Source organism: Lentzea sp., assembly GCF_036380075.1.
Lineage (GTDB): Bacteria > Actinomycetota > Actinomycetes > Mycobacteriales > Pseudonocardiaceae > Lentzea.
In genome coordinates, this window is the sequence record NZ_DASVFL010000299.1 from 1 (window position 1) to 11,327 (window position 11,327).

General features: G+C 68.3%; 10 protein-coding genes and 2 tRNA genes. 2 read left to right on the forward strand and 10 right to left on the reverse strand.

Translation table 11 applies throughout. The annotated features are described in order from the left end of the window. Positions 1–420: 420 nt before the first annotated feature. The 3 genes from VF330_RS31525 to leuC all read right to left on the reverse strand — a co-directional run bounded on the left by VF330_RS31525 (position 421) and on the right by leuC (position 3,304). A complete protein-coding gene (locus tag VF330_RS31525; RefSeq protein WP_330855348.1) occupies positions 421–1,107 on the reverse strand; it encodes an HU family DNA-binding protein in 687 nt (228 codons plus the stop codon). 185 nt (positions 1,108–1,292) lie between these two features. Beyond that, complete coding sequence (gene leuD / locus VF330_RS31530; RefSeq protein ID WP_330855349.1) at positions 1,293–1,895, reverse strand: 3-isopropylmalate dehydratase small subunit; 603 nt, start codon at positions 1,893–1,895, stop codon at positions 1,293–1,295. A gap of 2 nt (positions 1,896–1,897) precedes the next feature. Beyond that, on the reverse strand, positions 1,898–3,304 hold the full coding sequence (gene leuC, locus VF330_RS31535) for a 3-isopropylmalate dehydratase large subunit (RefSeq protein WP_330855350.1): 1,407 nt from the start codon (positions 3,302–3,304) through the stop codon (positions 1,898–1,900). A gap of 73 nt (positions 3,305–3,377) precedes the next feature. Between leuC and VF330_RS31540 the strand changes: the two genes are divergently transcribed. Continuing rightward, positions 3,378–4,079: an IclR family transcriptional regulator gene (locus tag VF330_RS31540; protein ID WP_177221282.1), complete on the forward strand. Its 702-nt coding sequence runs from the start codon at positions 3,378–3,380 to the stop codon at positions 4,077–4,079. A 430-nt stretch (positions 4,080–4,509) separates the two neighbouring features. On the opposite strand, the gene VF330_RS31545 is transcribed toward VF330_RS31540, so the two are convergent. From VF330_RS31545 to VF330_RS31555, 3 genes are all read right to left on the reverse strand, one after another. Further along, a tRNA-Glu gene (locus VF330_RS31545) sits at positions 4,510–4,582 on the reverse strand. 137 nt (positions 4,583–4,719) lie between these two features. After that, positions 4,720–4,791: transfer RNA gene (locus VF330_RS31550), tRNA-Gln, on the reverse strand. A gap of 148 nt (positions 4,792–4,939) precedes the next feature. Next, positions 4,940–5,677: an HAD family hydrolase gene (locus VF330_RS31555; RefSeq protein ID WP_330855351.1), complete on the reverse strand. Its 738-nt coding sequence runs from the start codon at positions 5,675–5,677 to the stop codon at positions 4,940–4,942. 381 nt (positions 5,678–6,058) lie between these two features. Between VF330_RS31555 and VF330_RS31560 the strand changes: the two genes are divergently transcribed. Next, on the forward strand, positions 6,059–7,315 hold the full coding sequence (locus tag VF330_RS31560) for an FAD-dependent oxidoreductase (RefSeq protein WP_330855352.1): 1,257 nt from the start codon (positions 6,059–6,061) through the stop codon (positions 7,313–7,315). Here VF330_RS31560 and VF330_RS31565 read toward each other — a convergent pair. The 4 genes from VF330_RS31565 to VF330_RS31580 form a co-directional block, all read right to left on the reverse strand. Continuing rightward, the gene (locus tag VF330_RS31565; RefSeq protein ID WP_325522110.1) at positions 7,305–7,964 is read right to left on the reverse strand and encodes a response regulator transcription factor; all 660 of its coding nucleotides are present in this window, start codon (positions 7,962–7,964) and stop codon (positions 7,305–7,307) included. The genes VF330_RS31560 and VF330_RS31565 overlap by 11 nt on opposite strands. A 67-nt stretch (positions 7,965–8,031) precedes the next feature. Further along, complete coding sequence (locus VF330_RS31570) at positions 8,032–8,790, reverse strand: fumarylacetoacetate hydrolase family protein (protein WP_330855353.1); 759 nt, start codon at positions 8,788–8,790, stop codon at positions 8,032–8,034. Positions 8,791–8,800: 10 nt separating this feature from the next. Beyond that, positions 8,801–10,387, reverse strand: coding sequence for a citramalate synthase (gene cimA, locus VF330_RS31575; RefSeq protein WP_330855354.1), 1,587 nt, complete (start codon positions 10,385–10,387; stop codon positions 8,801–8,803). A gap of 214 nt (positions 10,388–10,601) precedes the next feature. Continuing rightward, positions 10,602–11,327, reverse strand: a 726-nt coding sequence (locus tag VF330_RS31580; RefSeq protein WP_330855355.1) for an ABC transporter substrate-binding protein, incomplete at its 5' end; no start/stop codon positions are given.

Below are 11,327 nucleotides of genomic sequence, written 5' to 3' on the forward strand. Positions count from 1 at the left end.
AGCGGGAGGCGGCGGTTTCGCTTGTGCGGGGCACGCTCCCAGTCCCACGGGCGTTATTTCTATTGGCCGAATTGAGGTTCGGCCACACGCCCCCGGTGCCGCGAACACAAGCGCGCACACGCCGAAGAATCGAGTTCGGCCGAGATTGGGAGCACGCGCGGAGTCGCGAGTTCGCGTCGGTCGTCCGGTCGCCTCTTCGGGTCAACCGCCGCAGGCGATTCGGCCCGAAGCGGCGGCCGGACGGCCGAATGAGGGCGAACTCGCCGCCGTCTGCGAAGCAGCGGCCACAAGCACAGCGGCCAACAAACACAGCGGCCAACGAGCACAGCGGCCGGACAACACGAAAGCCCCGGTGTGCGCACACCGGGGCTTTTCGCGTGAGATCTGAAGTGGCGCAGCCTCCCTGCCGGGAGGCCCGTCTCACTTCTTCTTGGCAGCCGTCTTGCGAGCCGCGGGCGCCTTGGCGGCCGTGGTCTTCGCAGCGGGCTTCGCCGCAGCCGTCGTCTTCGCCGCGGCCGTGGTCTTGGCGGCAGCGGTCTTGCGAGCGGCGGGCGCCTTGGCGGCCGTCGTCGTCTTGGCAGCAGCGGTCTTCGTGGCGGTCGCCTTCGCGGGCGCCTTGGCAGCAGCAGCGGGCTTCGCGGCGGCGGCCGTGGTGGTGCGACGGGTCGCGGGCGCCTTGGTGGCAGCCGCGGCCGTGCGCGTGCGCGTGGTGGTCGCGCGGGTGGTCGCCGCCTTGGTGGCGGGCGCCTTCGTCGCGGCCGCGGGCTTCGCGGCGGCGGCAGCAGCGGCCGGCTTGGCGGCAGCCTTGGCGGCCACGACCTTCGGCAGCTTCTTCGCACCGCTGATGACGTCCTTGAACGTCGAGCCGGGGCGGAACGCGGGCACGTTGGTCTTCTTGACCTTCACGGTCTCACCGGTGCGCGGGTTGCGAGCCGTGCGAGCCGCACGGGCGCGCTTCTCGAAGACGCCGAAGCCCGTGATGTTGACCTTCTCGCCCTTGTTGACGGAGCGCACGATCACATCGACGAGCCCGTCAACTGCAGCACCGGCGGTCTTCTTGTCTCCCAGGCGCTCGGCGAGCGCCTCGATGAGCTGGGCCTTGTTCACCTTCAGTCCCTCCCAGGACGCTCACGGCCCTAGCGTCGGGCCGACTAGAACGCAACGGTAGGCCCAAATCGCGAGAAATACCAATCGCCACGCCAAAATTTTCGTTGTGGCGTGGCTAATTGCGCCCCTTCGAGGGACTCAGGGCGCCGGATTCGCCCCTCTCAAGGGGAGAATCCGGCCCCCTCTCAGACCGCCGGAAGCGGATCCGTTGTGGGCAACCAAGTCTGGCGATTGCCCTCGAAATCGCTGATCTCGGCCTCGTGGCGCAGTGTCAAAGCGATGTCGTCGAGGCCTTCGAGAAGGCGCCAGCGGGTGTAGTCGTCGATCTCGAACGGGGCAACCAAGTCCTTGGCGCGAACCGTCTTGTCGGTGAGGTCGACGGTGACCGGAGTTCCGGGCTCCGACTCCAGCAACTTCCACAGCAGCTCGACATCGGACTGGCTGCACTGCGCCGCCACGAGGCCCTGCTTGCCCGCGTTCCCCCGGAAGATGTCGGCGAAACGCGACGAGACGACGACCCGGAAGCCGTAGTCCATCAACGCCCAGACGGCGTGTTCCCGAGAGGACCCGGTGCCGAAGTCCGGGCCCGCGACGAGCACCGTGCCGGCCCGAAACGGCTCCTGGTTGAGGATGAAGTGCTCGTCACCGCGCCAGGCGGCGAAGAGCCCGTCCTCGAACCCGCTGCGGGTCACGCGCTTGAGGTAGACGGCCGGGATGATCTGGTCGGTGTCCACGTTGGACCTGCGCAGCGGCACGCCGACGCCCGTGTGGGTGGTGAAGGCATCCATGGTCAGTTCTCCAGGTCTGCGGGGGCGGAGAGGGTGCCGCGCACGGCCGTGGCGGCGGCGACGAGCGGGGAGACGAGGTGCGTCCTGCCGCCCTTGCCCTGCCTTCCCTCGAAGTTCCGGTTCGACGTCGACGCGCTGCGCTCGCCGGGGGCGAGCTGATCCGGGTTCATGCCAAGGCACATCGAGCAGCCGGCCTGCCGCCACTCGGCTCCCGCGGCGAGGAAGACCTCGTCCAGGCCCTCTTCCTCGGCCTGCCTGCGCACCCGCATCGAACCGGGGACGACCAGCATCCGTACTCCTGAAGCGACGTGCTTCCCCTTGATGACGTCCGCGGCGGCGCGCAGGTCCTCGATGCGCCCGTTCGTGCAGGAACCGAGGAACACCGTGTCCACGCGGATGTCGCGCAGCGGCGTGCCGGGCTCCAGGCCCATGTACGTCAGCGCCTTCTCGGCGGCCACGCGCTCGTTCTCGTCCCCGATCTGCTCGGGGTCGGGGACGCTCGCGCCCAGGGGCAGTCCCTGGCCGGGGTTCGTGCCCCACGTGACGAACGGCGTGAGCTCGTCCGCGTCGATGTGCACCTCGGCGTCGAACGTCGCGCCGTCGTCGGTGCGCAGCGTCCGCCAGTACTCGACGGCCGCGTCCCAGTCCGCGCCGGACGGTGCGTGCGCGCGCCCCTTGATGTAGTCGAAAGTCGTGTCGTCCGGTGCGATCATGCCGGCGCGCGCGCCCGCCTCGATCGACATGTTGCAGATCGTCATGCGCGCTTCCATCGACAGGTTCTCGATCGCCGCGCCGCGGTACTCGAGCACGTAGCCCTGGCCGCCACCGGTTCCGATCTTCGCGATGACCGCGAGGATGACGTCCTTCGCCGTGACGCCGGGCTTGAGCGCGCCGTCGACGTTGATCGCCATCGTCTTGAACGGGCGCAACGGCAACGTCTGCGTCGCCATGACGTGCTCGACCTCGGACGTGCCGATGCCGAACGCCAGCGCGCCGAACGCGCCGTGCGTGGAGGTGTGGCTGTCGCCGCACACCACGGTCATGCCGGGCTGCGTGAGGCCGAGCTGCGGGCCCACCACGTGGACGATGCCCTGCTCCAGGTCACCCATCGGGTGCAGGCGCACGCCGAACTCCGCGCAGTTGCGGCGAAGCGTCTCGACCTGCAGGCGCGACACGGGGTCCGCGATCGGCTTGTCGATGTCCACGGTCGGGACGTTGTGGTCCTCGGTGGCGATCGTCAGGTCCGGCCTGCGCAGCTTGCGGTTGGCGAGGCGCAGCCCGTCGAACGCCTGGGGGCTGGTGACTTCGTGCAGCAGATGGAGGTCGATGTAGAGCAGGTCCGGCTCCGCACCACTTCCGTGGCGCACAACGTGTGCCTCCCACACCTTCTCCGCGAGCGTGCGGCTCATCGCGACATCTCCCACATGATGGACGTGCCGACAGATCTGGACTTCTCACTGTCTGGGAAGTTAGTATCGGCTTGTGGGACAGCATAGCGGGATCGGCGTGCTGGACAAGGCAGTGGCCGTGTTGAACGCCGTGGCAAAAGATCCGTGTGGCCTGGCCGAGTTGTGCAATCGCACCGGCCTGCCGCGAGCGACAGCGCACCGCCTGGCCGTGGGCCTGGAGGTGCACCGCCTCCTGCGCAGGGGCTCGGACGGCCGCTGGCGCCCCGGCGCGGCTCTGGCCGAACTGGCGGGCGGCGCGACGGACCCGCTGCTGGACGCCGCGTCCTCGGTGCTGCCGCGCCTGCGCGACATCACCGGCGAGAGCGTCCAGCTCTACCGCCGGGACGGCATGCAACGGGTCTGCATCTCCTCGGCAGAACCCCCGTCGGGCCTGAGGGACACGGTCCCCATCGGCGCGAGACTCCCGATGACAGCAGGCTCAGGCGCCAAGGTCCTGGCCGCGTGGTCAGACCCGGGCACCCAACGGGCAGTCCTGGCCGACGCCGTCTACGGCGAACGAACCCTCCTGGAAGTGAGGCGCAGGGGCTGGGCCCAGTCGGTGGCAGAACGAGAACCAGGCGTCGCCTCGGTGAGCGCCCCAGTACGAGACTCCTCAGGCGCCGTAGTGGCCGCAGTCTCCGTAAGCGGCCCCATCGACCGCATGGGCCGCCGCCCAGGCGCCCGCTGGGCAGCAGACCTACTGGCAGCAGCAGAGGCACTACAAAGCCGCCTCTAAAGCACCACCCGAACCACCCGGCCGCTCTCCCCAGGGAGAGCGGCCGCTGTCGTCAGAAGGCTCCCAACACGCCGAGCCCAATCCCCCGACACACCCCACCCGTCTCAACTGGCAGCGCCGACAAATGACACGGAAATAGCACCACCATTCAAAGGTGACCGCTGTCACGCTTTCAATTGGCCGACGCGAAGCGAGGCCAAATCCCCGCCGATGCGAAGCGAGGCGAGGCCTTCTCTCTCGCCGATGCGAAGCGAGGCGGGGTCACCCAGTTGGCGAGCGAAGCGAAGCCCACGCCAGCGAATTGGGGCAACCTACCGGGGGGTCCGGGGGGCGAAGCCCCGCCGGCTGGGGGTCTGGGGGCTCGGCCCCCAGAGGACAATGCGAAAGAGGCCTGTCAGCGCTTTCCGCTGACAGGCCTCAACCACCTCTGTAGCCCCGAAGGGATTCGAACCCTCGCTACCGCCTTGAGAGGGCGGCGTCCTAGGCCGCTAGACGACGGGGCCCTAGAACTTCTTGCTGGAGTGAACCTTATCAGATCTCTCTGTCCGGTCCAAATCCGGCTATTCAGTTCGTTGTGGTGCTGTTCTTGCTTTCTCACTCAGCTGCGAAAGGCTACCAGTGCGGTAGTTCTTCGTAGCAGCTGGGGTACCAGGACTCGAACCTAGACTAACTGAACCAGAATCAGTCGTGCTGCCAATTACACCATACCCCATTGGCTTTCTCGATCGACTCGTTCTCCCTGGGGAGTTCCGGGCCTCTCGTTGCTGCCGTGAGAAATACTAGACCACGCCCCCACCAGAAGTGAAATCGGCCCCCACCTGAAGGCAAACGCGCAGGTGGGGGCCGGTCTCGGGGCCGTCTCAGGCGGTGGCGGCGGAGAGCTCGCACACGAGCAGCTCCGGCAGTTCCGCGAGCGACGTGATGGAGGACAGTCCCGCGGGCAGCGTGCCGCCGGTCGGTCCCGTCCGGTTGATCCAGACGCCGTGCATTCCCGCGTCGCGCGCGCCGATCGCGTCGGCGTGCAGCCGGTCTCCCACGTGGACGGTGTCGCCGGGCGGGACGCCGAGGGCGAGGCACGCGGTGTGGAAGATCACGCGGTCGGGCTTGGCGCAGCCGACCTCGCCGGCGATGAGGACGGCGTCGAAGTACTCGGAGAGGCCGAGCTGCGCGATCTTCATGCGCTGGTGGCGGCCGGACGCGTTGCTGATCGCGGCGATCGGGAGGCCGGTGGCGCGCAGCCAGTCGAGCGTCGGGATCGCGTCGTCGAACAGGCACCAGCTCGACGTGAGGACCTCCTGGCGGCCGAGCTCGCGGCGGGTGGACTCCTCCAGCGTGAGCTCTTCGCCGAGGGCGGAGAAGAAGGCCTGCGTGCGGATGTTGCGCATCGACTCGTACGGCAGCTCACCGGCTAGCTGGCGGGAGACGTGGTCGTCGGTGATCCGCTGCCACAACGACCAGGCGTCGGCGTTACCGACCATCGAGGCCAACGCGGCGCGCGAAGAAGTGCTGTAGTCGACAAGTGTGTCGTCGACGTCCAGGCACACAGCGCTGATCTCGCCGGTTCTCTTACGCGTGAAAGTCGGGAACGCAGTTGTCACCCCGGAAGGTTAGGTGCGATGGGGCCTCGTCCGATTCGGCTAACGAGGTGATTCCTCCAGGTCCTTGCACGATCAAGCGGACCTTGAGGCCCCGAACGAACCAGTCGCGCTCCCCCAGGCGCCGAACGCAATCGCCCGGTCGAGTGTTGTTCGGCGACACAACGGCCTCCGCGCGAACCGGAGCGCCGGCGAGCGCGACACCATAGCTCGCACATCGGGCTTTTGCATCAACCGCAACCATTTCGAGGCCTGGTTTCCCAGACCGTCCACTGTGGATCATGCCGGACGCGAGAGCCGCGCCACCCGGAACCCCGCTTGACGCGCCTGGCGATCACGAGCATGCTGAGTTTATTCAACAGCGGTTGAAAAGAGGGGATCGACATGGAGAGGACCACCTGCCTCGTCGTCGGAGGCGGACCTGCGGGGATGGTGCTGGGGCTGCTGCTGGCGCGCGGCGGGGTCGAGGTGACGGTGCTGGAGAAGCACGGCGACTTCCTGCGCGACTTCCGCGGCGACACGGTGCACGCGTCGACGCTCACGTTGGTGGACGAGCTGGGGCTCGGTCCGGCGTTCGAGCAGGTGCCGCACCAGAAGGTCGACAAGATCGAGGCGTTGCTGGAGGGCGGCGCGAAGGCGACGATCGCCGACCTGAGCAGGCTTCCCGGTGCGCACAAGCACATCGCGATGGTCCCGCAGTGGGACTTCCTGGACCTGCTGGCCGACGCGGGCGGGCTGGAGCCGAAGTTCACGCTGCGGATGAACACCGAGGTCACCGGGATCACCAGGCACGGCAACAGGGTCACGGGCGTCACCTACCGGGACCGCGTCGACGGCCACACCGGTGAGATCGCCGCGGACCTCGTGGTGGCGGCGGACGGGCGGAGCTCGATCCTGCGCGACGCGGTGAAGCTGCCCGTGTACCGGTTCGGCGCGCCGATGGACGTGTGGTGGTTCCGCCTGCCGCGCAACGAGAGCGACGCGGTCCGCGGTGGCGCCGGCCGGTTCAGCGCGGGCAGCGCACTGGTGCTCATTCCACGTGGTGACTACTTCCAGTGCGCCTTCATCATCCGCAAGGGAACCGATCAGCAGCTGCGCGCGGAGGGCGTCGAGAAGTTCCGGGAACGCGTGGTCACGCTCGTGCCGTGGCTCGCCGACCGCGTCGGTCACATCACCAGCGTCGACGACGCGAAGCTGCTCGACGTGAAGCTGGACCGGTTGAAGCGCTGGCACGTGAACGGTCTGCTGTGCATCGGTGACGCGGCGCACGCGATGTCGCCGATCGGTGGCGTCGGCATCAACCTCGCGGTGCAGGACGCGGTCGCGGCGGCCAGGCTGCTCGCGAAGCCGTTGCGGGAGGGCAGGCTCACCGGGGCCGGGCTCGCGAAGGTGCGTCGCCGCAGGTTGTTCCCGACCCTGGTCATCCAGACCATGCAGCGGGTGGTGCAGAACCTGTTCCTGAGGCGCGTCGTGGAGGGTGACGCCACCGTCTCGTCGAGCGGTGTTCCCGCTCCACTCAGGCTCGCGCGGCGCTTCCCGTGGTTGCAGGCGGTTCCGGCCTACGTGGTCGCGATCGGGCCACTGCCCGAGCACGCGCCGGACTTCGCGCGCAGGGCTCCGCAGACCATCGTCAGGTCGTGACGAACGACTCGGACGACTCGCTGAGCACCATCGCCACGGCGTGGGCCCGGTCACGGGCGCCCAGCTTGCGCAGGATCGCCTTCACGTGGGTCTTCACGGTGTCGTTGCTGATGAAGAGCCGCTGGGCGATGCGGGCGTTGTCCATGCCCTTCGCCATCTCGGCCAGCACGTCGAACTCACGTGCCGACAGCTGGCCGAGCGAGGCCGGCGGGGGCATCCGCGCCGGTAGACGGGCCAGCGACCCCACCCGCGCGTCGATCGTGGCGGGTGCGCCGCGCACGGCGGCCGCGATCGTGGGCAGCAGCTCGGCCACCGGCGAGGTCTTCAGCAGGTAGGCGACCGCGCCGGCGTCGAGAGCGGCGCGGGCCCAGCTCGGACTGTCCGCATTGGACAGCACGACGACGCGGGCGCTCGGTCTGAACTGCGCCGTGTCGCGCACGGTGCGCAGCGGTCCGGCGCCCGGCACGTCGAAGTCCGTGACGACCAGGTCCACCAGTGTGCTGCGCAGACAGCGCGCAGCGTCGGCCACGGTGTGCGCGATCCCCACAACGCGGAAGCAGTGCGTGCGGTGCAGCGAGATCCGCAGCCCCTCGGTGATGAGCTGCGAACCGTCGACGAGCAGCACACGGGTGGACGCCAGGTCCGTCATGACACCGGGAAGTTACTAGCGGGTACCGTGATGCGTAACCTTCCGGCCGCCGGATTGCTCCGTACGGCTACCTATTTGCGACCGGATTGGTGAGCGTTCCGAGGCCGTCCACCGTCACGGAGACCGTCTGTCCGGCCGTCAGCGGCCCCACACCGGCGGGCGTTCCGGTCAGGATCACGTCGCCGGGGAGCAGCGTCATGATCCCGGACACGTACTCGATGAGCGACGGAATGTCGTGCACCATCAAGGAAGTACGTCCGTCTTGCTTGACCTCGCCGTCGACCTCGGTGACGACGCGCACGTCGGACGGGTCGAACTGCGTCTCGATGAACGGACCCATCGGGCAAAACGTGTCAAAACCCTTGGCGCGCGTGAACTGCACGTCCTTCTTTTGCAGGTCGCGCGCCGTGACGTCGTTGGCGATCGTGTAACCCATGACCACGCTCAGCGCCTTGGCCGCCGGCACGTCGCGGCACGGCTGGCCGATGATGACCGCGAGCTCACCTTCGAAGTCCACGCGTTCCGACACGGCCGGGAGCTTGATCTCCACGTTCGGCCCGACCACCGAGGTGTTCGGCTTGAAGAACAGCAGCGGCTCCGCGGGGACCTCGTTGCCGAGCTCCGCCGCGTGGTCCGCGTAGTTCCGGCCCACACCGATGATCTTGGTCGGCAGGATCGGGGCGAGCAGCCTCACGTCGGCCAGCGGCCACTTGCGGCCGGTGAACGTGGGCGTGCCGAAGGGGTGTTCGGCGATCTCCGCGGCTTCGTCGCCCTGGACCTCGACGAAAGCGACGCCTTGCGGGTGGGCAATCCTGGCAATACGCACAGGACCAACCTTAGACCGACGCGCGCATCGCCTTGTGGACGAGCGCGTCGCACAGGGCGAGCCAGCTCGCCTCGACGATGTTCCCGTGCACCCCCACGGTCGTCCACCCGCGTTCGCCGTCGGTCGACTCGACCAGCACGCGCGTGACGGCGTCCGTTCCGGGGTGCTCGGTGAGGATGCGCACCTTGTAGTCGGCCAGCTCGACGGCGTCCAACCAGGACAGGTGCGGCAGCAACGCCTTGCGCAGCGCCGCGTCCAGGGCGTGCACGGGCCCGTTGCCCTCGGCGGTGGCGATGACCCGCTCCCCCGCCACGTGCACCTTGACCGTGGCCTCGGACACGATCTCGCCGTCCGACCGGTGGTCCAGCACGACCCGGTACGACTCCAGCGAGAACGGCGCGGTGTCCAGCTGGGACAGTTCGCGGCGCAGCAGCAGCTCCATGGAGGCGTCGGCGGCCTCGAACGACCACCCCTTCGCCTCCAGCTCCTTGACCCGCTGCAACGCGTTCCCGACTTCCTGTGACCGGCCGGCCAGGTCGAGCCCGAACTCACGTCCCTTGAGTTCGATGCTCGCCCGACCGGCCATCTCGGTGACCAGCACCCGCATGTCGTTGCCGACGGTGTCCGGAACGATGTGGTTGTAGAGCTCCGGATCCACCTTGATCGCGCTCGCGTGCAGACCCGCCTTGTGGGCGAATGCTGACGACCCGACATAGGCCTGGTGGGTGTCGGGTGCGATGTTCGCGATCTCGGCCAACGCATGGGAGACACGGGTGAGCTCGGCCAGCGCCCCGGTCGGGAGCACCTCCATGCCGAGCTTGGTCACGAGGTTCCCGACGACGGCGAACAGGTCGGCGTTACCCGCTCGCTCGCCATAACCGTTGGCAGTGCACTGCACATGCGTCGCGCCCGCCTGAACGGCCGCGATGGTGTTCGCCACCGCGCAGGACGTGTCGTCCTGGCAGTGGATCCCGACCCGGAAACCGGTCTTCGCGACGACGTCGGCCACCGTCTCGGCCAGCCCGAGCGGCAACTGCCCGCCGTTGGTGTCGCACAGCACGACGACGTCCGCGCCACCCTCCACAGCGGACTCCAGCACCCGCAGGCTGGTGTCGGGCGAGAACGCGTACCCGTCGAAGAAGTGCTCGGCGTCGAGGAAGACGCGCCTTCCGTGGTCCTTCAGGTACTTGACGGTGTCGCGCACCATCCGCAGGTTCTCTTCGCTGTCCGTCCGCAGGGCCCGCTCGACGTGCCGCAGGTCGGACTTGGCGACCAGCGTCACCACCGGCGCCTGCGAGTCGAGCAACGCCTTGACCTGCGGATCGTCCTCGACCCTGACCCCGGCCTTCCTGGTGGCCCCGAACGCGACCAGCTCGGCGTTCTTCAGCTCCAGGTCACCGGCAGCGGCACGGGCGAAGAACTCCGTGTCCTTGGGCAACGCGCCGGGCCAGCCGCCCTCGATGAACCCGACGCCGAGCCCGTCCAGCAGCCGAGCGACAGCCAGCTTGTCCGTGACGGAGTACGAAATGCCCTCACGCTGCGCACCATCGCGCAACGTCGTGTCGTAGACGTGGAACTCGTCGTCAGGGCCGGCCATCGGGGTTCATCTCCTCGTATCCGGACATCCGGGCTGGTCTGGGCAAACAAAAAGACCCCCCGCGGGATGCGAGAGGTCTGCGCGTCGGGTGCCAGGGGCGGCAACTACCCGACGCGCTCGTCAATAATGATGGCGAGGTTCTGAGCCATGCGGGGGATGCTGCCACAGCTCCCGGCGGGTACCAAGCGGCGGGAGCGAATCTCCCACTATCTGGTCACACCCCGGCCAGGAACCGGGCGAACGCCTCCACCGAGGCGGGGTTCCGAGGCCCCTCCACCAACGCCGCGTACGGCAACGAGAAGAACCGCTTCCCCACCACAGCAGGGGTGTTGGCAAGCGGAGCGAACCCCTCCAGGAAGGCCTGCTTCTGCGCGGGAGTGTTCGCCTCCCCGTCCGCGTAGTCCACGATCAGCACGACCTCAGGCGCCCGCTGAACCACAGCCTCCCAGTTCACCGTGGTCCAGCTGTCGTTGAGATCGCCGAAGACGTTGTCCCCGCCGGCCTTGCTGATCACGTCCTGGGGAGCGGCGTTCCGCCCGGACGTGAACGGCTGGTCCTGCCCGCTGTCGTACAGGAACACCTTGGGCCGCGGCTTGCCGGCCATCAGCTTCCCGGCGGCCTCGACCCGCTGCTGGTACTCGCGCACCAGCGCCTCGGCGCGGTCGGAGACCCGGAAGATCGCACCGAGGTTGCGCAGGTCCGTGTACAACGCGTCCAGCGCGGGCATGATGCCGCGCTGCTTGCCCACGCCGTTGCGGCACGCCTCGGTCAGCTGGTAGGTCCCGATCCCCAGCTGCTGCAACGCGTCCGGCGTGAACCCGGTGCTCTCGCTGAACCCGTAGTTCCACCCGGCGAAGACGAGGTCGGCGCCCGCGCCCTGCACGACCTCCTTGGAGATCTTGTCGGCGAGGTGCTTCGAGCTGTCGAAGTCGGCTTTCCA

Coding starts and splice junctions, on each gene's coding strand:
- leuD (WP_330855349.1), bottom strand. CDS start 1,895: ATGGATGCCTTCACCACCCACACGGGCGTCGGCGTGCCGCTGCGCAGG.
- leuC (WP_330855350.1), bottom strand. CDS start 3,304: ATGAGCCGCACGCTCGCGGAGAAGGTGTGGGAGGCACACGTTGTGCGC.
- VF330_RS31560 (WP_330855352.1), top strand. CDS start 6,059: ATGGAGAGGACCACCTGCCTCGTCGTCGGAGGCGGACCTGCGGGGATG.
- VF330_RS31565 (WP_325522110.1), bottom strand. CDS start 7,964: ATGACGGACCTGGCGTCCACCCGTGTGCTGCTCGTCGACGGTTCGCAG.
- cimA (WP_330855354.1), bottom strand. CDS start 10,387: ATGGCCGGCCCTGACGACGAGTTCCACGTCTACGACACGACGTTGCGC.